The organism is Mycobacterium sp. MYCO198283 (genome assembly GCF_021213805.1).
Taxonomy (GTDB): domain Bacteria; phylum Actinomycetota; class Actinomycetes; order Mycobacteriales; family Mycobacteriaceae; genus Mycobacterium.
Genome location: NZ_JAJQJI010000006.1, coordinates 141,975 through 165,944, shown reverse-complemented (window position 1 = coordinate 165,944; position 23,970 = coordinate 141,975). Strand labels below are relative to the sequence as shown.

Annotated in this window: 27 protein-coding genes; 9 read left to right on the top strand and 18 right to left on the bottom strand. The window is 72.1% G+C overall.

What is annotated here, in order from left to right; all coding sequences use genetic code 11:
- Positions 1-114: 114 nt before the first annotated feature.
- From LV457_RS13300 to LV457_RS13285, 4 genes are all read right to left on the bottom strand, one after another.
- Positions 115-1,908 (bottom strand): thiamine pyrophosphate-requiring protein, encoded by a 1,794-nt coding sequence (locus LV457_RS13300; RefSeq protein ID WP_232171652.1) that lies wholly within the window; start codon positions 1,906-1,908, stop codon positions 115-117.
- A gap of 61 nt (positions 1,909-1,969) precedes the next feature.
- A complete protein-coding gene (locus LV457_RS13295; protein ID WP_232171651.1) occupies positions 1,970-2,362 on the bottom strand; it encodes a hypothetical protein in 393 nt (130 codons plus the stop codon).
- Between the two features lie 107 nt (positions 2,363-2,469).
- A complete protein-coding gene (locus LV457_RS13290; protein WP_232171650.1) occupies positions 2,470-3,783 on the bottom strand; it encodes a hypothetical protein in 1,314 nt (437 codons plus the stop codon).
- 148 nt (positions 3,784-3,931) lie between these two features.
- Complete coding sequence (locus LV457_RS13285) at positions 3,932-4,423, bottom strand: hypothetical protein (RefSeq protein WP_232171649.1); 492 nt, start codon at positions 4,421-4,423, stop codon at positions 3,932-3,934.
- A gap of 178 nt (positions 4,424-4,601) precedes the next feature.
- Here LV457_RS13285 and LV457_RS13280 point away from each other — a divergent pair, with 178 nt between their 5' ends.
- On the top strand, positions 4,602-5,855 hold the full coding sequence (locus tag LV457_RS13280) for a cytochrome P450 (protein ID WP_232171648.1): 1,254 nt from the start codon (positions 4,602-4,604) through the stop codon (positions 5,853-5,855).
- A 13-nt stretch (positions 5,856-5,868) separates the two neighbouring features.
- Here the strand turns inward: LV457_RS13280 and LV457_RS13275 are convergent, their stop codons facing one another.
- From LV457_RS13275 to LV457_RS13240, 8 genes are all read right to left on the bottom strand, one after another.
- Positions 5,869-6,567 (bottom strand): dienelactone hydrolase family protein, encoded by a 699-nt coding sequence (locus LV457_RS13275; protein WP_232171647.1) that lies wholly within the window; start codon positions 6,565-6,567, stop codon positions 5,869-5,871.
- 94 nt (positions 6,568-6,661) lie between these two features.
- Positions 6,662-7,339: a YoaK family protein gene (locus LV457_RS13270; protein WP_232171646.1), complete on the bottom strand. Its 678-nt coding sequence runs from the start codon at positions 7,337-7,339 to the stop codon at positions 6,662-6,664.
- The gene (locus LV457_RS13265) at positions 7,336-8,094 is read right to left on the bottom strand and encodes a class I SAM-dependent methyltransferase (protein ID WP_232171645.1); all 759 of its coding nucleotides are present in this window, start codon (positions 8,092-8,094) and stop codon (positions 7,336-7,338) included. The genes LV457_RS13270 and LV457_RS13265 overlap by 4 nt, the downstream gene beginning before the upstream one ends.
- Positions 8,095-8,112: 18 nt before the next feature.
- Positions 8,113-8,997: a cyclopropane mycolic acid synthase family methyltransferase gene (locus LV457_RS13260; protein ID WP_232171644.1), complete on the bottom strand. Its 885-nt coding sequence runs from the start codon at positions 8,995-8,997 to the stop codon at positions 8,113-8,115.
- Positions 8,998-9,137: 140 nt separating this feature from the next.
- Positions 9,138-9,476, bottom strand: coding sequence for a hypothetical protein (locus tag LV457_RS13255; protein ID WP_232171643.1), 339 nt, complete (start codon positions 9,474-9,476; stop codon positions 9,138-9,140).
- Between the two features lie 84 nt (positions 9,477-9,560).
- Positions 9,561-10,442: a TIGR03854 family LLM class F420-dependent oxidoreductase gene (locus LV457_RS13250; RefSeq protein WP_232171642.1), complete on the bottom strand. Its 882-nt coding sequence runs from the start codon at positions 10,440-10,442 to the stop codon at positions 9,561-9,563.
- A gap of 37 nt (positions 10,443-10,479) precedes the next feature.
- Positions 10,480-10,887 (bottom strand): SRPBCC family protein, encoded by a 408-nt coding sequence (locus LV457_RS13245; protein WP_308192198.1) that lies wholly within the window; start codon positions 10,885-10,887, stop codon positions 10,480-10,482.
- A gap of 74 nt (positions 10,888-10,961) precedes the next feature.
- Complete coding sequence (locus tag LV457_RS13240) at positions 10,962-11,351, bottom strand: hypothetical protein (RefSeq protein WP_232171836.1); 390 nt, start codon at positions 11,349-11,351, stop codon at positions 10,962-10,964.
- A gap of 72 nt (positions 11,352-11,423) precedes the next feature.
- Here LV457_RS13240 and LV457_RS13235 point away from each other — a divergent pair, with 72 nt between their 5' ends.
- The 4 genes from LV457_RS13235 to LV457_RS13220 are packed head-to-tail and all read left to right on the top strand — an operon-like array spanning position 11,424 to position 14,234.
- Complete coding sequence (locus tag LV457_RS13235) at positions 11,424-11,600, top strand: hypothetical protein (RefSeq protein ID WP_232171641.1); 177 nt, start codon at positions 11,424-11,426, stop codon at positions 11,598-11,600.
- 40 nt (positions 11,601-11,640) lie between these two features.
- Positions 11,641-12,093 carry a transglycosylase family protein gene (locus LV457_RS13230; RefSeq protein WP_232171640.1) on the top strand — a complete coding sequence of 151 codons (453 nt, stop codon included), beginning with the start codon at positions 11,641-11,643 and terminating at the stop codon, positions 12,091-12,093.
- A 30-nt stretch (positions 12,094-12,123) separates the two neighbouring features.
- Positions 12,124-12,900, top strand: coding sequence for an adenylate/guanylate cyclase domain-containing protein (locus LV457_RS13225; protein WP_232171639.1), 777 nt, complete (start codon positions 12,124-12,126; stop codon positions 12,898-12,900).
- A gap of 32 nt (positions 12,901-12,932) precedes the next feature.
- A complete protein-coding gene (locus tag LV457_RS13220) occupies positions 12,933-14,234 on the top strand; it encodes a cytochrome P450 (protein ID WP_232171638.1) in 1,302 nt (433 codons plus the stop codon).
- A gap of 2 nt (positions 14,235-14,236) precedes the next feature.
- On the opposite strand, the gene LV457_RS13215 is transcribed toward LV457_RS13220, so the two are convergent.
- Positions 14,237-15,205, bottom strand: coding sequence for an NAD(P)/FAD-dependent oxidoreductase (locus LV457_RS13215; protein ID WP_232171637.1), 969 nt, complete (start codon positions 15,203-15,205; stop codon positions 14,237-14,239).
- Between the two features lie 5 nt (positions 15,206-15,210).
- Positions 15,211-16,350: a glycosyltransferase gene (locus LV457_RS13210; protein ID WP_232171636.1), complete on the bottom strand. Its 1,140-nt coding sequence runs from the start codon at positions 16,348-16,350 to the stop codon at positions 15,211-15,213.
- Positions 16,351-16,502: 152 nt separating this feature from the next.
- Here LV457_RS13210 and LV457_RS13205 point away from each other — a divergent pair, with 152 nt between their 5' ends.
- Positions 16,503-18,317 (top strand): amidohydrolase family protein, encoded by a 1,815-nt coding sequence (locus LV457_RS13205; protein WP_232171635.1) that lies wholly within the window; start codon positions 16,503-16,505, stop codon positions 18,315-18,317.
- Positions 18,307-18,786, top strand: a complete 480-nt coding sequence (locus LV457_RS13200; RefSeq protein ID WP_232171634.1) for a nuclear transport factor 2 family protein — start codon at positions 18,307-18,309, stop codon at positions 18,784-18,786. The genes LV457_RS13205 and LV457_RS13200 overlap by 11 nt, the downstream gene beginning before the upstream one ends.
- Positions 18,787-18,861: 75 nt before the next feature.
- Here LV457_RS13200 and LV457_RS13195 read toward each other — a convergent pair whose 3' ends face one another.
- From LV457_RS13195 to bfr, 3 genes are read right to left on the bottom strand one after another with little or no spacing between them, the layout of a single operon-like run.
- A complete protein-coding gene (locus LV457_RS13195; protein WP_232171633.1) occupies positions 18,862-19,344 on the bottom strand; it encodes a carboxymuconolactone decarboxylase family protein in 483 nt (160 codons plus the stop codon).
- Complete coding sequence (locus LV457_RS13190; protein ID WP_232171632.1) at positions 19,341-20,759, bottom strand: xylulokinase; 1,419 nt, start codon at positions 20,757-20,759, stop codon at positions 19,341-19,343. Before LV457_RS13190 ends, LV457_RS13195 begins: the two co-directional genes overlap by 4 nt.
- 9 nt (positions 20,760-20,768) lie before the next feature.
- Positions 20,769-21,248: a bacterioferritin gene (gene bfr, locus LV457_RS13185; RefSeq protein WP_232171631.1), complete on the bottom strand. Its 480-nt coding sequence runs from the start codon at positions 21,246-21,248 to the stop codon at positions 20,769-20,771.
- A 210-nt stretch (positions 21,249-21,458) separates the two neighbouring features.
- Between bfr and LV457_RS13180 the strand changes: the two genes are divergently transcribed.
- Positions 21,459-21,704 (top strand): bacterioferritin-associated ferredoxin, encoded by a 246-nt coding sequence (locus LV457_RS13180; RefSeq protein ID WP_232171630.1) that lies wholly within the window; start codon positions 21,459-21,461, stop codon positions 21,702-21,704.
- 72 nt (positions 21,705-21,776) lie between these two features.
- On the opposite strand, the gene LV457_RS13175 is transcribed toward LV457_RS13180, so the two are convergent.
- Positions 21,777-22,349, bottom strand: a complete 573-nt coding sequence (locus LV457_RS13175; RefSeq protein ID WP_232171629.1) for a TetR family transcriptional regulator — start codon at positions 22,347-22,349, stop codon at positions 21,777-21,779.
- Between the two features lie 85 nt (positions 22,350-22,434).
- Here LV457_RS13175 and LV457_RS13170 point away from each other — a divergent pair, with 85 nt between their 5' ends.
- Positions 22,435-23,919 carry an FAD-dependent oxidoreductase gene (locus LV457_RS13170; protein ID WP_232171628.1) on the top strand — a complete coding sequence of 495 codons (1,485 nt, stop codon included), beginning with the start codon at positions 22,435-22,437 and terminating at the stop codon, positions 23,917-23,919.
- The last annotated feature ends 51 nt before the right edge of the window (positions 23,920-23,970 follow it).

Sequence of the window (23,970 nt, the reverse complement as noted above, 5' to 3'; positions counted from 1 at the left end):
GCTTTCCCATCCGTTTGCTGACCAGGTCTTGCTGCGACGGTAGTGCGTTACGCGTGGGATGGAAGTTACAGCTGTGGTGTTTTACCGAACTGTGGCCGACGAGACGCGCCGCGGTTATCGGGCGCCGGACGGGGACTCCCCCTCGGCCTCGTGCTGGCGGCGGATCCGGTCGGCGAGCGCGGCGCCGCCCGGCTCGGCCGCCACGGCGGACAGCATGCTCTCGAGCTTCGGCCGTGGCAGCAGCGGCGGCATCATCGGATCGCCGCTGTCCGCGACCGCCTCGATCACCACCGGCCGGTCCGCGGCGAACGCGGTGCGCCAGGCGCCGGCGACCTCCGCCGGGTCGGTGACGCGAATCCCCCGCAACCCGAGCAGTTCGGCATGGGCGGCGTAGGGGAACGACGGCACGGACTGCGACGGCGCGAACCGCGGGTTGCCCTCCATCTCGCGCTGCTCCCAGCTGACTTCGGCGAGGTCCTCGTTGTGGAGCACCAGCACCACGAAGCGCGGATCACGCCACTGCGGCCAGCGGTCGGCGACGGTGATCAACTCGAGCAGACCGCTCATCTGCATGGCGCCGTCGCCGACCAGCGCCACGACCGGCCGGTCCGGCGCGTGCAGCTTTGCGGCGAGCCCGTAGGGCATGGCACAGCCCATGGACGCCAGATATGCCGAGAGGTGCGCCGGCACCCCCACCGGCAGGCGCAGCTGGCGGGCGTACCAGTAGGTGACCGAGCCGACGTCCACGGCGACCTGTGCGTTGGCCGGCAGCGCGTCGGAGAGTGCCCGGACGACGCGCTCGGGGTTCAGTGCCTCACCCGGCGCCGCGGCGCGGTCGGCGGCGAGCCGATCCCAGCGGGCGCTCGCGGCGCCCATCCGGTCGGCGAAGCTGCGGTCGTCGCGCGTCCGCAGCAGCGGCAGCAGCGCCGAGAGCGCCGCCGCGACGTCACCGATCACCGGCGCCTCGACCGGATACTTGGCGCCGACCACGCGGGCGTCGATGTCGATTTGCACCGCGCGGCACTGCCCGGGCGCCGGGTAGAACTCCGTCCACGGATCGTTGCAGCCGACGATCAGCAGCGTGTCGCAGTCGCGCATCAGCTCGGCGCTGGCGGTGGTCCCGAGGTGGCCCATCACGCCGGTGTGCCAGGGCGCCGACTCGTCGAGGAGCGGCTTGCCGAGCAGCGAGACGGTGAGGCCCGCGGCCAGCCGGTCGACGACCGCCGTCACCTGCTCGGCCGCTCCCGCCACCCCGGCACCGGCGAGCACCGCGACCCGCTGCCCGGCGTTGAGCACCTCCGCGGCCCGGCGCAGCTGGTGTTCCGGCGCCGTGATCACCGGCCGCGCGACCACCGCCGGCGACGGCACGACGCCGTGGGAGTGCTCGGGCTCGTCGGGCATCTCGGCCTGTTGGACGTCGTGCGGAATGATGACGCAGGTCGGGGTGGACGTCGCGATGGCTGTGCGCATGGCGTTGTCGAGCACCATCTCTACCTGCTCGGGTGAGAACACCGTCTGCACGTATTGCGCGCACACGTCCTTGAAGAGGCTGTGTAGGTCGACTTCCTGCAGGTAGCCGCTGCCCAGCGCGCTCGACACCACCTGCCCGACGATCGCCACCACCGGGCGCCGGTCGAGCTTCGCGTCGTACAGGCCGGCGAGCAGGTGGATGGCGCCCGGACCCTGCGTCGCCAGGCACACGCCGACCTCGCCGCTGTACTTCGCGTGCCCGCACGCCGCGAACGCCGCCAGCTCCTCGTGGCGGGTGGCGACGAACTCCGGGCCGTCGGGCGCCCGCTGCAGCGCTCCGAGCAGCGGGTTGATGCCGTCACCGGCGTAACCGTAGCTGCGCTTCACATGCCAGGCGCGCAGCCGGGCGACGACGCCGTCGGCGACGAGGCGGGCCATCAGCAGTTGCCGCCGCGATCCATGCCCGCGGTGATACCCGCAGGGCGGACGCCGAACCCGCCTACTCGGGGATGAAACCCGCGCCGGTGAGCCGGCCCGGCTGCCAGCCGCGGCTCGCGGTGCACACCATCGGTCTGCCGTCGGGTGACTGTGCGGCCGCACCCCGCGGATTGGGGCACGGCGCCCCGACGTCCTGCACGCCGTAGAGCGGATAGGAGATCACCCAGAACCCGGTGTAGACGGGCGGCCACTGGTTGGGGATGTAGTGGCAGGCGACGGCCTGACCGTCGGGGCCGCGGCCGAAGATGAAGCGCTCCCAGCTGTAACAGGGCGCGTGCAGCGATGCGTCGTAGACGATTCCGGGGACGTCGCCCCGATAGTCGGCCGATGCGGCCGGTGCCCCCGCAAGCGCCGCCACGCCGACGGCCGCCACGGCCAGAGACTCGCGAATCATGTTCCACCCTCGGGTCAGTGTGTGACGGACCTCGCCCCGCCGAGCCCCACTCAAGGCTAGTGCGGCGGCTGGCGCGGCCACAATCGAACCGCCAGATCAGCCGGCTGTTATGGCGTCGCCGGTGGCGGCGGCGGCCCGACGTACTGGAAGTCGGGCTCGTCGGGGCCCGGACGCAGCTTGTCCTTGATGCGCGACAGGATGCCCGGACGCTGTCCGGGTACGGCCGGTACGGCACCCGGCGCGGCGGGCGGCACGCCGCCACCCGGCACGGCGACCGGTGCAGGAGGCGGCGCGGGTGCCGGTGCCGCGGGTGCTGGCGCCGGTTCCGGGGCGGCGGCGACCACCGGTTCGGGTTCGGCGACGACGGCAGGCGCCTCGTCGGCCACCACCAGCGGCGCCGGCTCGACGGGCGGTGGCGGCGCGGCCACCGCGGGGGCCGGCGCGGCGGGCGGGGGTGCCGCGGGCGCTGGTGCCGGCGGGGGTGCCGCGGCCCGGGGCGCGACGGCCGACGAGGCCGCCTCCTCACGCACCGTGGGCGTGTCGCCGGCGGTCAGCTGCAGGCCCGCGGCCAGCGACACGGAAACGACGAAGGTGAGCACCGCGGCGCCGAGCGTGCCCGTCAGCAGCAACTCGGAGCGCGGCCGCGGCGGTGCGGCCGCGTAGTCGTCGAGCGCGTAGTCGTCGAGCAGGTGGTCGTCGAGCAGGTAGTCGTCGAGCACAGGGGCCCTGTCGACGTAGAGATCGGGTTCGCTGCCGCGTGCCGACGCCAGCGCCGCCCCGCGGGCCAGCGCAAGCTCGGCGTCGGCGGGGGCGAACACCGGCAGCGACACCATCGGTGCCAGCGCGGCCTTGAGCTTGTCGCAGTCGGTGCCCGTGCCGACCAGCACCAGCGCGTCGGCGTCCCAGTCGGGTTCGGCCAGCACCTCGGCGAGCCAGTCGGCGAGTTCGACGGTCGGCAGCGACGGGCTGACGGCGCTCTGCACGGCGCCGTACGCCGTGTCGACGACGGCGGCGATGGCGGCATCGAGCTCGACGACGCACACCGCGATGCGATCGTGTCCGAGCACCTCCCCGATGCCCTGCGCGAAGGCTTCGCTGGCTTCCGGGAGCCGCACCGGCACCACGTTGTCGTAGCCGGACTGGGTCAGCGACTTTATGAGCAGCGTGGCCTCATTGCTGGCGTCCTCGCTCCACGTCACGCCGATGGCGTGCAGGCGGTAGCCGTCGGATTCCAGTTCGCGGGCCCGCAGCACCGCCGCGGCCACCTGCTCGGCCGCCCGGGAGGCCGTGTCGCTGCCCTGCACCTCGAAAGCCTCGCGGTCGAGGATCTCCCCCTCGGCGTGCTGGCCGTCGACGAGCACCAGGCTGACCGTCGTCGGGGTCATCGAGAGCCCCAGCACCGTGTCGTGTCCGCTGTACACGTGCACCTCTTTCGCCACCCGGCCGGCCGGTCGCGGCAGCGTTGAATGCCAGCCCGCGATCCGTTACCACGGGATCGTCGTCGGTGTGTCTGCGGGGGAGCCTACTCGTGACGCCGCCCGGACTCACAACGACCAAAGGCGAGCCAGCTCAGGGCGTCGGCGGCGGCGCCGGCGGCCCCTGCGGTCCGGCGGCCATCCCGGGCGGCGGGGTTGCATTGGGGTCGAGCGGCCGCTGGGTCAGCAGCAGCGCCGCGTCGGCCGCGCTGATGTCCTGGGTCTGGACCGCCTGCCAGAGCTCCCGCAGATAGGACAGGCCGCGGCTCTCATGTCCGGTGGGCGTCAGCGTCGTGCCCGGCGGCGGGTTGTCGGGGCTCGGCAGGTGGGGAACGCCGGCCGGCGGCGGGGCGGCGGCCAGTGGCGGCGCGTTGGGGTCGGCGGGCGCCGGGGCGCTCGGGTCCGCCGGCGGTGTGGCGACCGGCGGGTTCGGCGCGGGCGGCGTGGCGACCGGCGGAGCGTCCACCGGCGCCGGCGGGGGCGGTGGGTCCGCCAGGGCGGCCGGCGCGGCCCAGATCGCGCCCGCGACCGCCCCGCAACCCAGCAGCGCATACGCCGTTCGCCGTGCTCGCGTCGTGCTCGCCATCGCCGTCCCTTCTCCGTCGTCCGGGGTCGCCCGCCTCAGGGGAATCATCCGTAGCAGTGTCTCATTCGTTACAGCCGGAGCGCACGCCCGCGCAGGCGGGGATCCCGTCGTTTCTCCGTGGATGGGCGTCGGGCGGTGCTTAACTGGCCGCACCGCACGTCACTGTGAGGAGCATCACATGCCGTCTCCGAACCTGCCGCCCGGCTTCGACTTCACCGATCCGGACATCTACGCCCACCGGCTGCCCGTCGAGGAGCTCGCCGAGATGCGCCGCTGCGCCCCGATCTGGTGGAACTCGCAGACCAGCGGCAACCAGGTGTTCGGGGACGACGGCTTCTGGGTGGTCACCAAACACAAGGACGTGAAGGAGATCTCGCGTCGCAGCGACGTGTTCTCCAGCAACCGGAAGACCGCACTCCCCCGCTACGGCGACGGCGCGGATTCCGCGAGCTTGGAGGCGGGGAAGGTGGTCTTGCTCAACCAGGACGCCCCGCACCACACCCAGCTGCGCAAGATCGTCTCTCGCGCGTTCACGCCGCGGGCGGTCGAATCGCTGCGTTCCGAGCTGCGCGAGCGGGCGGCCACCATCGTCAAGGTCGCCGCCGCCGAAGGGTCGGGCGATTTCGTCGAGCAGGTGTCGGCGGAATTGCCGCTGCAGGCGATCGCCGGCCTGATGGGTGTTCCGCAGGAAGACCGGATGAAGCTCTTCCACTGGTCGAATCAAATGGTCGGCGACCAAGATCCCGAGTTCGCGAGCAACGACGCCCTGACCGCTTCCATGGAGCTGATCGGCTACGGCATGCAGTTGGCCGCCGAACGCACCGCCCACCCGGGCGACGACCTGGTGACCAAGCTGGTGCAGGCCGACGTCGAGGGCCACAAGCTCTCCGACGACGAGTTCGGCTTCTTCGTCATCCTGCTGGCGGTCGCCGGCAACGAGACCACGCGCAACTCGATCACCCAGGGCATGATGGCCTTCGTCGAGCACCCCGACCAGTGGGAGCTGTTCAAGCGGGAACGGCCGGCGACCGCCGCCGACGAGATCGTGCGGTGGGCGACGCCGGTGACGTCGTTCCAGCGGACGGCGCTGGCGGACACGGTGCTGTCGGGCGTGCCGATCAAGAAGGACGACCGGGTGGTCATGTTCTATCGGTCGGCGAACTTCGACGAGGACGTCTTCACCGACCCGGACCGGTTCGACATCCTCCGCGATCCCAACCCGCACGTCGGCTTCGGCGGCACCGGCGCGCACTACTGCATCGGCGCCAACCTGGCGAGGATGACGATCGATCTCATCTTCAACGCGATCGCCGACGAGATGCCGAACCTGACGCCGCTGTCCCCGCCCGAACGGCTGCGCTCGGGCTGGCTCAACGGCATCAAGCACTGGCAGGTCGACTACACCGGGAGCGCGACAAGCCCGGTGGCCTGACCGCGGCGACCGCTCACGCCAGGTGCGTGCCGAAGAAAGCCAGGATCCGCCGCCAGGCGTCCTCGGCTTCCGGCTCGGAGTAGTGCATGTTGGTCACCCGTTCCAGCACGTTGAGCGGCGCGGGGGTGCCCCAGTCGTTCATGAAGCTGTGCCCAACGCCCGGATACTCCTTGACGTCGTGCGGGATCTCGTCGCCGATCTCCGTGAGCAGCTTCTCGGCCGCGCCGGGCAACAGCCGGTCGTCCGCGCCGTAGCTCGCGACGAGGGGGCACGACTGCCGCAGCGGCTCGGCGGCCGGCGGCCACACGCCGTAGTTCGGCGCCGCCGCGTCGAACACCTGCCGCGACGCCAGCAGCAGACAGAAGCCGCCGCCCATGCAGAAGCCCGCGCAGCCGACCTTGCCGGTGCACCGCTCATCGGCCGCGAGATGGTCACGCGCGGCGACGATGTCGTCCACCGCGTTGCCCTTGCCGGCGGTCAGCGCCCGGAACGTCGCGACGATGCAGGCGGGTTTGCGGCCGCGGCCGTACAGCTGCGGCGCCAGCGCCAGGTAGCCGTTCGCCGCGAAGCGGTCGCAGATCCGCCGGGTGTCCGCGGTCAAACCGAAGGCGTCGTGCACCACCACCACGCCGGGCCAGGGACCGTCACCCGACGGCACGGCGAGGTACCCCCCGAGCGGGCCGGCGGGCGCCGCGAAGCGGATATCGGGCATGGCGGTGGTCCCTTCTGTCGTGCGGTCAGCGGCGCTCGCCGTGTCGGCGCACCTGCACTCATACCCGCGCGGCACTGATTCCACCGCGCCCGGCTCACGGCTCGCGGCCCGCCCGCTCGTCGACCACGAACAGCACCACGGTGACGGCGAGCGTGGCCGCCGCCCACCAGATCGCGTGCGTGCCCCACCAGTCGGTGACGTAGGCGCCGACCACGGCGCCGCCGCCGAACGCCGCGAGCAGGGCGAGGTAGATGCGGAATGCCGTGCGGGCGTCGGCGTCGCGGTCCACCAGGTCGCCGTAGCCGGCCTCCACCAACCGCATCAGGTTGCCGGTGGTGGCGACCGGAAGGTAGTTCAGGCCGCCCACCGACCGGAACAGCTCCATCTGCATCGCGGCGAGGAACGAGATCGGGATGGTGACGACGCTGTGCGGTGCGGCGGCCGGCACGACGCCGATCACGGCCATGGTCAGCGCCTGCACCGCCATGGTCCACCGCAGCGGACGCGGGACATACCGGTCCACCCGGCCGGACCGGATGTGGGAGGCGAGCGCGACGCCGGCGACGAACGCCGCGATCGGCCAGACGTGCGCGAGCGCCGCGGCCACCTGGCGGTGCGCGATGTCGAGCGCGAAGAAGATGACGTTGCCCGTCTGCACGTTGGCGAACACGCCGCCCCGGACCAGGAACGTGTAGGCGTCGACGAAACCGTTGGTGAAGGTGAGCAGCACCGCGAACCGCAGCGTCGTCGACGTGGGCGGCGGCGCGGTCATCGCGACAGTTCGGCCCGCAACTGCATGAACCGGAACAGCCCCGGTTGCCCGGTGACGTCCTCGTAGCCGCGGACGGTGTCGCCGACGAAGTCGGCGCGCAGGTCGGCGGGCAGCCGGTCGGTCCAGGCGCTGAGCCCGACGGCGCACCACCGGGTGAGCGGCTCGCGAGATCCGAAATCCCAGTGCCGGTCGGTGACGGTCACCCGGTCGGCGTGCAGGCCGGCGACCGCCGCCAGGTCGGCGTAGCCGGCGGGGTCGACGTGCACGAACGGCGCCGTGAAGCCGGCGAAGCTGCCGGCCCAGCGGGGTGCGGCGGTGACCTGCATCGCCACCGACTCCAGGCTGGTGCGCGGGCCGGCGCACACCACCTGGATCACCGCCCGGCCACCGGGGCGCAGCGCTGCGGCGAGCCGGCCGAGCGCCTGATGCTGCTCCGGGACCCAGTGCAGGGCGTTGAAGCTGGTGACGACGTCGAAGCGGGCGTCGAACGGCAGGTGCCGGGCGTCGGCGACGGCGTAACTCGCGGCGTCGGCCGCGGCGCGCGCGGCGGAGATCATCCGCGCGGAGGCGTCGACGCCGACCACCCAGCCGCGCGGCACCAGGGCGGTCAGCCGGTGGGTGAGGTAGCCGTCACCGCAGCCGACGTCGAGCACGGCTTCGTCCCCCGACAGCGTCAGCCCGCTCAGCGCCTCGTCGACCATGGCCCGCTGCAGCGCGCTCACCCGCGCGTAGCCGGCGCCGTCCCAGTCGACCACGCCTGCGCTCCAGACCTACTAGGGCTGCTTGGTCAGCGTGAACTGGCAGACGTCGATGTAGCCGTCACGGAAGAGCTCCGCGCAACCGGTCAGGTACTTCATGTACCGCTCGTAGACCTCTTCGGACTGGATGGCGATGGCCTCGTCCTTGTGGGCCTCCAGCGCCGCCGACCACATGTCGAGCGTGCGGGCGTAGTGCGGCCGCAGCGGCTGGACCAGCTTGACGTGGAAGTTTGCCTTGGTGGCGTGCTCCTGGACCTTGGCCACCGACGGCAGCCGGCCGCCCGGGAAGATCTCGTCCATGATGAACTTGAAGAACCGGATGTGCTTCATGGTCAGCGGGAGCTTGCGCTCCTCGACCTCTTCCTTCGACGCCTGCACGATCGTGTGCAACAGCATGACGCCGTCCTCGGGCAGCACGTTGTAGGCCATCGAGAAGAAGTCGTCGTAGCGGTCGAAGCCGAAGTGCTCGAACGCGCCGATCGAGACGATGCGATCGACCGGCTCGTCGAACTGCTCCCAGCCCTGCAGCAACACCCGCTTGCTGCGGGGGCTGTCCATCTCCTCGAAGGTCTTGGCGACGTGCGCCTGCTGGTTCTTCGACAGCGTCAGGCCGATCACGTTGACGTCGTACTTCTCGATCGCCCGGCGCAGCGTGGCGCCCCAGCCGCAGCCGACGTCGAGCAGCGTCATGCCGGGCTGCAGCCCGAGCTTGCCCAGCGACAGGTCGATCTTCGCCAGCTGCGCCTGTTCGAGCGTGTAGTCGTCTTCCTTGAAGTACGCGCAGCTGTAGGTCTGCGTCGGATCGAGGAACAGCCGGAAGAAGTCGTCGGACAGGTCGTAGTGCGACTGGACGTCCTCGAAGTGCGGCGTCAGGTCCTTGGTTGTAGAGCTGTCAGGCATTCCATCCCCGTTCGGCGCCGTCCGACCGGTCCCCGGCTCCGGTCACGGCGGTCAGTGGTCGCTGTCGTCGTGAGCCTACGTGCAGCGCTGCGAGCTGCCGAAGTGGCCCATTGTGACGGACGGCGGAGACGGGTCGCCGGTCAGTGCGAGTCGTCGTCCGAGGATTGGCCGGAACCGTCCCCGGAGTCGCCGTCGTCGGCCTTGATCTGCTCGATGCGCTCCTTGTCGACGGGCTCGTTGACCGGGTTTCCGTCGTCGTCGAGCATGTCGTGGATCGCGGTGCCGGTGATGGTCTTGTCGGAGCCGGGCATCACCGCCGTGTCGCGGTTGTCGTAGCGGTCGAAGGTGCCCTTGGCCTCCTCCTTCAACTCCTCCAGGCGGTCGTCTTTGGGCACCGCGTCCTTGACGGCGGCGTCGCGGTCACGGGTTTCGTCTTTTTCGGCCGCGGCTTCTTGCTGGTCGGCTTCGGTGTTGGCCATCCTGTGGGCTCCGTCCGCTCGGGTGCTTCCTGCAGAAGGTGTGCTGGGTGCGGTTTTCCCCCTGCTGTGATCCACCAAACAGTGTCAGCTCTGCCGCGGCAGCAGTTCGGCGCAGAAACGGTCGACGAATTCGTCGAGGGGCTGATTCCCGGCGGGCCGGATCACGAACTTGCTCAACCCGGCGGCGATGTGGCCGTCGAGCTGCCGGTGCAGCGCCGGCCAGTCCGCAGCCACCAGCTCGGCGGGGTCGACGTCGGGCCGCCGTGCGCGGGCGGCGGCCTCGGCCTGGGCGGGCAGGTCGCCGTCGGCGACGGCCAGGCTGATGCCGAAGTGGTCGTCCTCGATCGTCCGGCCGCACGCCGCGGCGGCGGCGAGGATGGCCTCCCGCGCTGCGGCCGACTCGGTCGGCGTGAGGAAGCTGCCGAGCCAGCCGTCGCCGTAGCGGCCGGCCCGGCGGAAGGCCGCGGCCGCCGAGCCGCCCAGCCAGATGTCGAGCGGCGGATCGGGCCGCGTGCCGACGCCCACCCCGTCGACGGTGAAGAACTCGCCCGAGAAGGACACGGTGTCGTCGTGCAGCGCCGCCCGCAGCAGCTGCAGCGATTCGTCGAACACGGCGGCCCGCCGACCGTCGGGCACCGCGAACACCGCGCGCTCGGCGGGGATCGCCGACCGCAACCCGAACACCGGAAGGATCCGTTTCGGCGCCATGGCGGCGAGCGACGCCAACTGCTTGGCGACGAGCACGGGATGGCGCCCGGGTAGCACGGCCACCGACGTGCCGACCTTGAGCCGACGGGCTCGGCCGACGGCGGCCGCCATCCCGACGAACGGGTCGACGGCCGGCGTGGACACCAGCTCGGAGAACCACAGCGAGTCGACGCCCCGCGCCTCGAGGTCGTCCACCAGCGGCAAGAGGTGCGCCGGGCCGGTCTGCAGGCCGAGGCTGACGCCGAACCGGATCTTCACCCCGGCCACGATGCCACGGGGTGCGGGACGGCTGCGGTCAGCCGAGCGCCAGCGCCTCGATGCGTTGCAGCGCCACCGCGCACACCGACAGGTACGGCGCCGCCGGCAGCGGCGCCGCGAACCCCGCCACACAGCCGTCGGCGTGCGGTTCCACGAAGTGTTTGGTGGCGGGAATGCCGGCCACCCGCCACGCCCACAGGTGGCCGTCGTCGAACTCCGTGACCCGGAACGGCACTCCCGGACCGATCGGCGGCCACACCCGGCCCGTCGACCCGAGCTTCAGCGTCGCCGGCGCGCCGGGCGGGTTGAGCTCCGCCCGGCGGATCGTCGGACCCCACACCGGCCACGCTTCGAGGTCGACGAGGATGTCCCACACCGTTTTCGGCGCGGCAGCGATCACCCGGGTCACGGTGGGCATCGACGCCCGCATCCCCAACATCATCATGGGACGAGGGTTCCCGCGTTCGCCGCTTTCAGTCCGCCCCGGACGTCGGGCCGTCGAGATCGTGGCGGCGCGGCTCAGCCGCCGAGCGCGGCGATGAGGTCCTTGATCTTCGCGGCCTCTTCTTCGGTGGGGATCTCCTCGGCCTCGATGTCGAAGAGCAGGTCGGTGCGCAGGCCGGCGCCGTTCGCGGTCTCGCGCGCCGAGAGCCGCGCCCGCTGCCGCGCGGTGTAGAGCCGCTGGCCCAGCGTCGCGCCCGGCGACTCGGCGGCCACGGCCATCAGGTCGTCGTAGCGGCGGCGGACCTGGCTCAGGGCGACGATCACGCTCGGGGTGGTGCGGCTCCGGGAAGCCGCCTGCGACAGCGACGATTCCAGCTTGCGCAGACCCGCCAGCACGACGCCCGCCCGTGCGGGGAACTCCTGGTCGTGCGGGTCGGGCAGCGAGTCGATGGCCGAGTTGTACATGTGCATCGAGGCCTCGACGAGGCTGACGATGACGGGTGCTTCACCATCGTCGACAAGTGGATCGGTCATCAGGTGGACATCCCCTTCGGAATCGGATGGCGCAGGTTTGGAGCGAATCCCGTTGAAACGCTAACCGCTGCGCCGGCCGGTTTCAATCGTCCGGAGTCGACCGACGGGACCGGCCATGCGGCCTTTTTATTGGCGCCGGCGACGGTGGTCGGACGTGATTTTGCAGAAATGGCGCTGTGATCGGCGTAACACGTGATGCTGAGGTGGCGAAAGAGACCACATGAACCTCCTGTGCATCAGCGTCAACAAGGTGTTTGTCGCGGCCGTCTTCCTGGCGGGTTTCGCGGCGGCCCTGCTGATGACCGCGGGAACGGCCAACGCCGACTCGACGAACTGGGACGCCGTCGCGCAGTGCGAAACCGGTGGCAACTGGTCGACCAACACCGGTAATGGCTTCTCCGGCGGCCTGCAGTTCACGCAGTCGACGTGGACGGAAAACGGCGGCAAGGGATCTCCGCATCAGGCGTCGCGCGCCGAGCAGATCCGGGTCGCCGAGAACGTCCGGCGCACCCAGGGGATGGCGGCGTGGCCGACCTGCGGCAGAGCCACCACATGGAGCGGGTCCGTCCCGCCGGCCACCGCCACCGCGCCCACCGGCCGCGGCGGTGGCGTGCAATATCTTCAGAACACCATCACCGAGATCACCGGCATCATCGGTCAATTGGCTCGCTGACCCGTCGCCGCCGGACGAAGGAGACCGGCCGTGACCGCGTGGGATATCGGGCTCGTCGTCGTCGTGGTCGCCGAATCGGTGGCGCTCGCGGTGGTAGGGGTCCTGCTCGTCCGGAGCCGTCGCGAGGCCGACGAACTACGCCAGCGGGTCGACGCCCGGCAATTGCTCCTCGAGGGCGGTAAGGAAGCCGTCAAGACCGTCTGGAACACCGCCAACGTCCTCCGCAAGGAGGGCCTGGGCGCAGTGGTGCGCGACTCGATCGGCGACCTCGCGGACTGGGCGCAGGTCGAGCGGCCGGACCTGGCGAAACTCGCACCCGACGGAAAGGTCGTCCTCGTCTTCTCCGACATCGAGAATTCGACCGCGATGAACGAGCGGCTCGGCGACCGGGCGTGGGTTCGCCTGCTCAGCCGCCACGACAAGCAGGTGCGCCGCCAGGTCGATCGCCACCACGGGCATGTCGTGAAGAGCCAGGGCGACGGCTTCATGATCGCCTTCGCCGACCCGCAGGACGCCGTGAAGTGCTGTCAGGCGATCCAGCGCAACACCACCAAGGGCCGGCGCGCCCTGCGCATCCGGATGGGTGTGCACATGGGAAAGTCGGTGCGCCGCGGCGACGACCTGTTCGGCCGCAACGTGGCGATGGCAGCGCGGGTGGCCGATCAGGCCGAAGGCGGCGAGGTCCTGGTCAGCGAGTCGGTGTACGAGGCCCTCGCGGACACCGACGGCGTCGAGGTCGGCGAACCGCGCGAGGCGTCGCTCAAGGGCCTGCGCGGCACGCACCGGCTCTACCCGGTGCGCTGCTGAACAGCGCGGCCCGCTTACGTAGCGTGGCTGCCATGAAGGAGCGCATCCACTGGCTGATGATGCACGGCGTGGTACGCGGATTCGCGCGCATCGGCGCACAGCGCGGTGACCCGCAGGCCCGGTTCCTGGTGGATCCGACGGTGCGGGCGGACGCCATCCCGTTCTACGACAGCCTCCGGACGGCGCCTCTGGTCACGGCCAGGGTGAGCCGCCTCACCGTCGACCACGCCGTCGCGACCGAGGTCCTGCGATCGGATGACTTCCGGGTCCTCGACGTCGGAACCGGTCTGCCCACGGTGCTGCAACGGGTCGAGCGTCGCACCCGCAACGGGCTGCTGCACCCGCTGCGCCCGCCGTCGCTGCTGGCCGTCGAGCCGCCCGACCACACGCGCTACCGCCGGACGGTGTCCTCGGTGTTCACCGTGCGCGCCGTGGCGGCGCTGCGCGAGCGGGTCGAACAGACGGCGGCGGCGCTGCTCGACGAGCTGGACCCCGACGACGGTGTCGTCGACATCGTCGACCGGTACTGCGCCCGGCTCCCGGTCGCCATCATCAGCGACATCCTCGGTGTGCCGGAGGCCGAGCAGCCCCGCGTGCTGGAGTTCGGCGAGCTGGCCGCACCCAGCCTGGACTTCGGGCTGACGTGGCGCCAGTACCGCACCGTCGAGCGCGGTCTGGCCGGCTTCAACGCCTGGCTCGCAGACCACCTCGCGGAGCTGCGCCGAAACCCCGGCGACGACCTCATGAGCCAGCTGATCGCGGCGTCGGACGACGGCGTGGCGCTCTCGGAGGTCGAACTGCGGGCCACCGCGGGCCTGGTGTTGGCCGCCGGCTTCGAGACCACGGTGAACCTGCTCGGCAACGGGATCCGGATGCTGCTCGACCACCCGCAGCAGCGCGCCACGCTGGCCGAGCGGCCGGAGCTGTGGGCGACGGCCGTCGAGGAGATCCTGCGGCTGGAGTCGCCGGTGCAGTTGACCGCCCGCGTCGCCCGCACCGACACCGAGCTCGCCGGCCAGCCGATCGAGCGCGGCGAACTGGTCGTCGTCTACCTCGCCGGCGCCAACCGCGATCCCGCGGTCTTCCCGGACCCGCACCGTTTCGACCTGGAACGGCCCAACGCCGGCCGGCACCTGTCGTTCTCCGGCGGCCGGCACTTCTGCCTGGGCGCGGCGCTCGCCCGCGCCGAAGGCGAGGTCGGGCTGCGGGCCTTCTTCGAGCGGTTCCCGGACGTGCGGGCCGCCGGGGCCGGCCGGCGGCGCGACACCCGGGTGCTGCACGGCTGGGCGTCGCTGCCCGTCGCGCTGCACCCGGTGCGGCAGCTCGCCGGCTAGCGTCACACCGGGGCGCTGAGCGCGATCTCCGCGCCGCCCGTCTCGAACGGCAGCCCGACGTCCTCGGCGAGCAGGCTCTGCACCACCGAGGCCGCCGCCGCCAGCCCTGAGGCGATCGCATTCGCCACCTGCGGGGTCTGCGCGCTGGCGTCGCCGGCGGCGAACAGCCCGGGCACCGTGGTGCGGTGCTGGTCGTCGACGGCGACCGCGTTCTTCACCACCGGACCCGGGGGCGACAGCTCGGCGCCGAACTGTTCGGCCAGCCCGGTCCGCTGGTGCAGCGTCGTCTCCACCAGTAGCCCCCGGCGCGGCAACCGGTCGCCGTCGGCGAACACGACCGCCGACAGCTCGCCGTCCTCGCTCTCCAACCGGGCCACCGGTCGCTCGTCGACCTGCACCCCGGCGGCCTGCACCAGCGCCTTGTTCGCGTCGTCGAGCTCGCACGGACCGTTGGTCAACAGCACCACGTCGTCACTCCACCCGCGCAGCAGCAGCGACGTGTGGATCGCCTTCTCGCCGCGGGCCAGCGCCGCCAGCGGCCGGTCCCGCACCTCCCAGCCGTGGCAGAACGGGCAGTGGAACACCGTGTTCCCCCACAGCTCGGGCAGTCCGGGCAGCTCCGGCGGCCGGTAGTCCATGCCGGGGCTGAGCAACACGCGGCGGGCTTGCTCGGTGCGGCCGTCGGCAAGCGTCAGCACGAACCCGTCGGCGGCTTTCTGCCCGCCGGTCACCGACGTCTTCTCCACCGTCACATCCGGGTAGGTCGTCAGCTCGTGGCGCGCCAGCGCATACAGCTCGGCGGGCGATCGGCCGTCGTGGCCCAGCAGTCCGCCCACCCCGGGAGCCGCCAGGTTCGACTGCTCCCCGGCGTCCACCAGCAGGGTGCGGCGCCGCGACCGTCCCAGCACCAGGGCGGCGCTCAGCCCGGCCGCGCCACCTCCGACGACGATGCAGTCCCACTCCGAAGCCATGGCTCCTACGTGCCACACCGCCGGGCCGGCCAAACGTCGGACGCGCCGACGCGCCGGTGATCTCCGCCCAGCGCGGCGAGCATGCCCGCGGCGGCCCGCGACCACGTGTAGGCCTCGGCGCGCCGCCTCGCCGCGGCCCGACGCTGCGCTTCGGGCACCGCCAGCAGCGCGCGCACCGCCGCCGCGAACGACGCCGGGTCGTTGTCGGCCACGGCACCGCCGTGGCCGACGATCTCCGCCAGCGCCGAGGTCGCCGACACGACGACGGGCGTGCCGCAGGCCAGCGCCTCGAGCGCCGCCAGACCGAACGTCTCGTGCGGGCCGGGCGCCAGCGACACGTCCGCCGACGCCAGGAGCGCGGCGACGCGCTCACGGTCGCCGATGAACCCGGTGAACGCGACGGGCAGGTCGGCGGCCTGGCGCTGCAGGCGAGCCCGCAACGGGCCCTCCCCCACGACCAGCAGCCGCGCGTCGACGCCGCCGTCGCGCAGCGCCGCCAGCGTCGCGATGCTGCGGTCCGCGCGCTTCTCGACCGACAACCGCCCGCAGTGGACCAGCAGCAGCTCGCCGCCCGCCGCTCGGCGGGCCGCACGCGACGGATGGAACAGGTCGAGGTCGACGCCCAGCGGGACGGTCCGGGTGTTCGCGGCCGCGATCCGGTCGAACTCCCGGCGGGCGAACGCGGTCGTGCAGACCACGGTGTCGTAGCCGGCCGCGGTGCGGCGATTCGCCGCGTCGGCCACGCCGCGGGCGAGCGGCTTGGGCAACACCAGGCCGGTCAACCGGTCGAGGCGTTCGTGGCTGATCATGACCGTGCGCACACCGCGGCGGGCGCCCCACCGGCCGAGCGACCGCAGGGTCAGCCGGTCCGACACCTCCAGGGCGTCGGGTGCGAGGTCGGCCAGCACCCGTCGCACCGCGGCCGGCCGGATCGCCCGGTAGCCGCCGGTGAACGGGAGGACCGCCGCCGGCACGGTGATCCGCACGACCCCGGACGCCAGCCGCCGGCTGCCACCGGTGCCACCGGGCACGACGAGCCGGACGTCGTGGCCCGCGGCGACGTACTCGGCGCCGAGCCGGTCCACCGCCGTGCGCAGACCGCCCGAACGCGGACCGTAGAAGTTGGCGACCTGGACGATCCGCATGGCCCGGAGCTGACCTGGCGCGGGTGTGCGGTCGCCGACGAGTGAACGGGCACCGGGTGAACACCGGCCGAACAACCCGGCACGTGAACAATGTGCAGAATCTGTCTACTGATGGCGTTGACACCTGTCATGGGCGCTGATTCGATACCAATGTGACCTACGACACGATCATTCGGGGCGGCCGCTGGTTCGACGGTGCCGGCGCACCGTCGGCGATCCGCACCATCGGCATCCGCGGCGGCCACGTCGCCACCATCACGGCGGATCCGCTCGACGACACCGGCTGTCCGCAGGTCCTCGACGCGACGGGCAAATGGGTGTTGCCCGGCCTGATCGACATCCACACGCACTACGACGTCGAGGTGCTCGCCGCGCCGGCACTGAGCGAATCGCTGCGCCACGGCGTCACCACGGTCTTCCTGGGATCGTGCTCGCTGTCGACCGTCCACGTCGACGGCACCGACGCGGGCGACCTGTTCGGCCGGGTCGAGGCGATCCCGCGCGAGCACGTCATCGCGGTGGTCGACGACAACAAGACGTGGTCGACGCCCGAGGAGTACGTCGCAGCGCTGCAGCGCCGGCCGCTGGGCCCCAACGTCGCCTCGTTCATCGGGCACTCCGACATGCGCACCGCCGTCATGGGCCTCGACCGCGCCACCCGCAAGGACGTCCGGCCCACCAGAGCCGAACAGCAGCGCATGGAGCGGATGCTCGCCGACGCGCTCGACGCAGGCTTCGTCGGGATGAGTTCGCAGCAGTTGCTGTTCGACAAGCTCGACGGCGACACGTGCCGATCGCGCACGCTGCCGTCGACCTACGCCAAGGCCCGCGAGTTGCGGCGGCTCAAGGCCCTGCTGCGGCGCGCGGACCGGGTACTGCAGTCCGGACCCGACATCCAGAATCCACTGAACCTGGTGTCGCAGGCCTTCGCATCGACCGGCTTCTTCCGCCGCCGGCTCAAGACCAGCCTGCTCTCGGCCGCGGACGTCAAGGCCAATCCCTACGCGGTGTTCCTCATCGACGGCCTGGCCCGCGTCGTCAACCGGCTCGGCGGCGACTTTCGCTGGCAGCATCTGCCGGTGCCGTTCGAGGTGTACGCCGACGGGATCGACCTGGTGGTGTTCGAGGAGTTCGGCGCCGGCGCGGCGGCGCTGCACCTGCGCGACGAGGTCGAGCGCAACGAGCTGATGCGCGACGAGCACTACCGGCGGACGTTCCGCAAGCAGTACGAGAGCAAGCTCGGCATCCGGGTATGGCACCGCGACTTCTTCGACGCCGAGATCGTGGCCTGCCCCGACGGGACGGTCGTCGGGAAGTCGTTAGGCGAGGTCGGCCGGATGCGCGGCGGGGGCGAGCGGAGCGACGGGGAAGGGCAGTGCGTACATCCGGTCGACGCGTTCCTCGACCTGGTCGTCGAGCACGGCCGGGCGCTGCGCTGGCGCACCACCATCTCCAATCACCGGCCCGACGTGCTCAAGCGCTTCGCGGCCCATCCCGGCATCCAGTTGGGCTTCTCCGATGCCGGCGCGCACCTGCGCAACATGGCGTTCTACAACATGGGCCTGCGGCTGCTGCGCCACGTGCGCGACGCCGAACGCGCCGGGCAGCCGTTCCTCACCGTCGAGCAGGCGGTGCACCGGCTCACCGGCGAACTCGCCGACTGGTATCGCATCGACGCCGGGCACCTGCGGATCGGCGACCGGGCGGACATCGCGGTGGTCGACCCCGAACGGCTCGACGACACCCTGGACGCCTACGCCGAGGAGGCCGTGCCGGCCTATGGCGGCCTGCGCCGGATGGTCAACCGCAACGACGCCGCGGTGACGGCGGTGTTCGTCGGCGGCCGGCGGGTCGTGGCGGACGGCCGGCCGACCGGGATCGTCGGCGCGACGCGCACCGGTAGCTTCCTGCCCGCCGACCGGACGGTCGCCGCGCTGCAGCGCGAGGAGCTGGCCCATGTCGGCTGAGGACACGGTGCTGGGCTTGTGGCGGGCGCTGTCGGATCGGGATTGGGACCGGCTCACGACCTTTCTCGCCGACGACTGCATCTACGCCGACATGCCCGTCGGGCTGACCCTGGCCGCGCGCGGGCCGGCCGACATCGTCAAACGGCTCAAGGTGGGCCTCGAACCGCTGGCGCATTACGAGAACCATGACGGCGTGATCGTGAGCAACGGGGTCGGCGGGCAGGAGCGAAGCGACCGGGCGAATGTGATCGACGTGCTCTACGAGCACTCCGAGACGTGGCGGTTCGACACCGGCGAGCAGGTGGTGCTGCCGTTCGTCACGGTCCACAAGGTGCGCGGCGATCAGGTCACGGTGTGGAAGGACTACTGGGACTTCGGCGCGCTCGCGAACTCCGCGCCGCCGCGGTGGCTGGAGAACCTCGGCAACGCCGACACCTCCTGGGTGTACGACGCCACCGGGCAGGTCTGAACTCTGCCGAACGTGGATTACCCGTCGCTTTTCCGCCCGAATCGCGACGGGTAATCAACGTTCGCGCGAGTACAGCTAGAGGGTCACCTTGCACGCCTGGGCGATGTCCAGGGTGGAGAGCACGCGGCCCATCCCGACCCACAGCGCGCACGACAGCGCCAGATCGGCGAGCAATTCGTCGGTGTAGTGCTCCTTGGCGCGCGCCCAGAACTCCTCGTCGTCGCGCAGCCCGGTGTGGTCGGTGGCGAACCGCTCGGCGAACTCCGCCGCGATGCGCTCGGCGGCGCTGTACCCGGGCCAGGTGCGCCACTGCGCGGCATGGTCGTAGAGGTCCTCGTCGACGCCCGCCGCCGCACCGTCGCTGTCGCGGGTGTGCTGGCAGACGACGCATTCGTTGTCCAGCGCGATGACCATGCGGGCCAGCTCGCGGGTCCGCTTCGGCAGCCGGTTCTTCTCGTAGACCGCGGCGCTGAATCCGCCGATCGCCATGCCGAGGTGCGGCGACTTCTCGATCCAGCCGGCGAGGTCGTCGTCGGGGAAGTCACCGATGCGGCTCATGGCTGGATGGTAGCGGTCAGGCGACCCAACGTCAGGGCCGATGCGGCGGCGTATCGGTCGAGGACGGCGGGCGTCGGCTCGGCGGTGTAGGTGACCGTTCCACCGCGCTGCCACACCGGCGCGGCGGCACCGCCGGCCAGCGTCCAGGCGGCCTGCCGGGCGGCGCCGAGGGCGACGTACTCGCCGACCGGCGGCACCTCGACGGGGCGGCCGAACACCGCGGGCGCGATCCGGCGGATCGCCTCGGACCGGGCACCGCCGCCGGTGAGGATCACCCGGTCGATGGCGATCTGCTGGTCGGCGATCCGGTCGATGCAGAACGCCAGTGACGCGAGCAGGCCTTCGACCGCGGCGCGCGCCATGTTGGCCGCGGTGAGGTTGCCCGTGGTGACGCCGTGCAGTGCCCCCGACGCCCGCGGCAGGTTCGGCGACCGCTCGCCGTCGAAGTAGGGCACCAGCACTACGCCGTCGGCGCCCGCCGGCGCCGACAGCGCGAGCGCGGAGAACGCGTCGAGGTCGACACCGAGCGTGCGGGCCACCGCCGCCAGCACCGGGGCGCCGTTGAGCGTGCACACCAGCGGCAGCTGGGCGCCGGTCGCGTCGGCGAAGCCGGCAACCAGCCCGTCCGGGTCGTGCGGTGCGCGGTGCCCCACCGCGCTCACGACGCCGGACGTCCCGATCGACACCACGCAGTCCCCCGGTTCGGCGCCCAGTCCCAGCGCGGCCGCGGCGTTGTCGCCGGCGCCCGGACCCAGCAGTGCACCGCCGGCGGTGCGGCCGGCCGCCTCGTCGGGCCCGAGGACGCGCGGCAGCGACGGCCGACGGTCGCGAAAGGCAAGGGCCAACAGGTCCTCGCGGTAGGTGTCGGACTCCGCGGAGAAGTAGCCGGTGCCGCTGGCGTCGCTGCGGTCGGTGGTCAGCTCGTGGATGCCCGGTGACCCGCGCAGCCGCCAGGTCAGCCAGTCGTGCGGCAGGCACACGGCTGCGGCGGCGTCGGCGTGGTGCGGCTCGTGGTCGGCCAGCCACCGCAGCTTGGCGGCGGTGATCGCCGCGACCGGCACCACCCCCACCGCGTCGGCCCAGGCGGCGGCGCCACCGAGGTCCTCGACCAGCGCGGCGGCGGCGTCGCCGGAGCGGGTGTCGTTCCACAGCAGCGCGTCGCGGACGACGCGGCCCCGGTCGTCCAGGCACACCATGCCGTGCTGCTGGGCGCCGACGGCCACGGCCGCGACGTCGGCGAGCCCGCCGGCCGCGCAGATCGCCGCCTGCAACGCCGACCACCAGTGCTCGGGGTCGATCTCGGTGCCGCCGGGGTGCGGCGAGGACCCCGAGCGCACCACCGCCCCGGTGTCGGCGTCGCACACCAGCACCTTGCACGACTGCGTCGACGAATCGACACCGGCGACCAGCGTCATGCGGGCGGACTACTCCGGCGGCCGCGCCACCAGCTGCGCGAGGTACAGCTGCTCGCCGAGCTGGTCCATGAGCCGCAGCTGCGTCTCCAGGTAGTCGATGTGCTTTTCTTCGTCGGCGAGGATCCGCTCGAGCAGGACGGCGGAGGTGGTGTCCTCCTTTTCGCGGCACATGACGATGCCCGGCTTGAGGCGGGCCTGCACCTCGTGCTCGATCGCCAGGTCGCTCTCGAACTGCTCGCGGATGGTCTGGCCGACCCGCAGCGAGAACAGCCGCTGGTAGTTCGGCAGGCCGTCGAGCAGCAGGATCCGGTCGGTGACCCACTCCGTGTGGTTCATCTCCTCGAACGCCTCGGCGCGGGTGTGGCGCGCGAGCTCGGTGTAGCCCCAGCTCTGCTGCATCTTCGAATGCAGGAAGTACTGGTTGATGGCGGTCAGTTCGCTGGTGAGCTGCTCGTTGAGCAGTCGCAGAACGTCGGGATCTCCCTGCATGAGCGCTCCTGGGGCTGGGCCGTCGGTGACTTCGCGGCCGGCGGGGCTGGCACCGGCTGCGGCTCAAACCTAGTCCACCCGACGCCGTGGGCGACGCGTTCGCCGGCCATGTCGGTCGCCGAAGGTCTGGCGCTCGACGGTAAGGCTAGGTTAGCCTCAGTCCTGCCGGGGCGGCGTTGCCGCCGCCGACCGACGGGAGGGTGAGCGCGCATGTACGTCTGTCTCTGCCTGGGCGTGACGAGTCACGTCGTCGCCGAGGCCGTCGCCAACGGCGCCGCCACGTCCAAGGACGTCGCGAAGGCCTGCGGCGCGGGACTGGACTGCGGGCGCTGCCGCCGCACCGTGCGCGCCATCATCGACGCCGAGCGCCACGCGCCCGATCCGGTCGTGTGCCCGGTGCATCCGCGGGCCGCGCTCGCAGGCCGCGCCGCGGCCCCGCTGCGCGCCGCCATCTGAGGCCGGCCGCCGCGCCGCTGCGGTGTCGAACCGCCGCAGGCGGGGCCGACTTCGCGCTGGCGATCCGGTGACTCAGCCGGCGCCATCCGGGGCCGGGCCGCAGAGCAGGTGCCGGACCACGGGGGTCAGCCAGTCGGTGAGCGCGTCGTGGTCCAAGGTCGCGACGGCCGGTACGTCGAGCGCGTAGCGCGTGGTGGCGAGCCCGATGATCAGCGCTCCCAGCAGGCCCGCACGCTCGCGGGGGTGGTCGGGGGCGGCGACCGCCAGCTGCGGCGCCACCTGGTCGGCGAACACCTCTCGCATCGTCTGGGCGGCGGCGGGGCTGGTCATCGCGGCCCGCAGCAGCGCCAGGAACGTGCTGTCGCCCTCCCACACGGCGAAGAACCGCGGCAACAGCGTGGCCGCCAGATCGTCCGGCGCGACGCCGGTGAGGTCCGGCAGCTCGATGCGGAACTCCGCGGCCGCGGCGAACAACCGCTGCTTGCTGCCGAAATACCGCACCACCAGCGCGGGGTCGACGCCGACGTCGGCGGCCACCGCCCGCAGCGTGGTGCGGTCGTAGCCGTCGGTGCCGAAGCGGCGGCGGGCCGCGGCCAGGATCTCCGCCCGCGTGCCCTCGGCGTTACGGGGACGTCCGGCTGCCATCACCGCACTATAAGTCACCAACCGTTGACACAACCGGTGCGGCGGCCTAGCGTCTAAGTCACCACTCGTTGACTTAGGGGCAGCCATGACCGTTGACGCCACCCGCCCGGTTCTCGTCGTCGGCGCCGGACCGACCGGTCTCACCGCCGCGATGGAACTCGCCCGCCTGGGCGTCGACGTCCGGATCGTCGACCGGAACCCGGTGCCCGCGAACACCTCGCGGGCGCTCGGCGTCCAGGCGCGGACCGTCGAGCTGCTGCGTCCCCGCGGCGTCGGCGACGAGCTGCTGCGACTCGGCACCCGCGCTCACCGAACCGTCCTCTACGACTCCCGGCGGCGGCTGGGCGCCATCGAGTTCGGCGCCATGCCGAGCCGGTACCGATCAATCCTGCTGCTGCCGCAGTCGCAGACCGAGCGGCTGCTGACCGCCCAGCTCGGCCGCCACGGCGGCAAGGTCGAGCGCAGCGTCGAGGTCCGGTCCCTCACGCAGACCGCCGACGGCGTCGTCGCCGAACTGCGCAGCGCCGACGGCGCGACCGAGGTGGTGCACGCGGCGTATGTGATCGCCGCCGACGGTGCGCACAGCGCGATCCGCAAGGCGCTCGGGTTGCCGTTCGCCGGCCGGGCGCTGGCGCAGCGCTACCTGTTGGCCGACGCCCGCGCGCACGGGGCGCTGCCGAGCGACCAACTCACGGTCTTCACCGCCCCGCACGGTTTCGTCGCCGCATTTCCGCTGTCCGGCAACAGATTCCGCTTCATGCTCACCGACTGCGGTGAGGTCGGCGAGCTGACCGCGACGCGGCTGCAGCAGCGCTACGACGCCGTCTCACCCCTTCCCGCCACGATGTCGCAGCTGGAATGGACCTCTGAGTTCCGGATCAACAGCCGGCACATGGCGACATTGCGCGCCGGGCGGATCTTCTTCGGCGGGGATGCCGCCCACATCCACAGCCCCGCCGGCGGGCAGGGCATGAACGCCGGCATCCAGGACATGATCAACCTGTCGTGGAAGCTCGCACTGGTGCTGCGCGGCGCCGCGGCGCCCGCCCTGCTCGACACCTACCAGACCGACCGGCTGCCCGTCATCCACCGGCTGGTGCGGTTCACCGAGCGCGCCACGCGGGTCTTCACCTCCACCCGTCGCCCGGTGCATGCGGTGCTGCGGCACGTCGCCCCCGCGGTGTTGCGCCGCCGCCGCGTGCAGTGCACCGCCGCATCGGTGCTCGGCCAGGTCGCCGCCGGCTACCGCCACGCCGACCTCGCGCGCGGCGGCGGCCGGCTCGGTGCCCTGCGCGCCGGTGACCGGCTGCCCGACGTCTCGGTGAACGGCTCCGCACCCGTGTCCATCTACGACCACCTCGACACGGCCGGGCTCACGCTCTTCGCCAACCGCACGCCGGCACCCGACCTGGCGCCGTGGCGCGACGTCGTCACGGTCTCCCCGATCGACACCGACGAGCTACCGGCGGGATTGCTGCTGGTGCGCCCGGACGGCTACCTCGCGGCCGCGGGACGGCGCACCGCAGTGCTCACCCGCTGGCTGCAGCGGTGGTTCCCGCGCCCGGTCTGACCGCGCCCTGGCTGACAGCACCCCGGGTGGCCGGAACCGAGCGATCCGTCA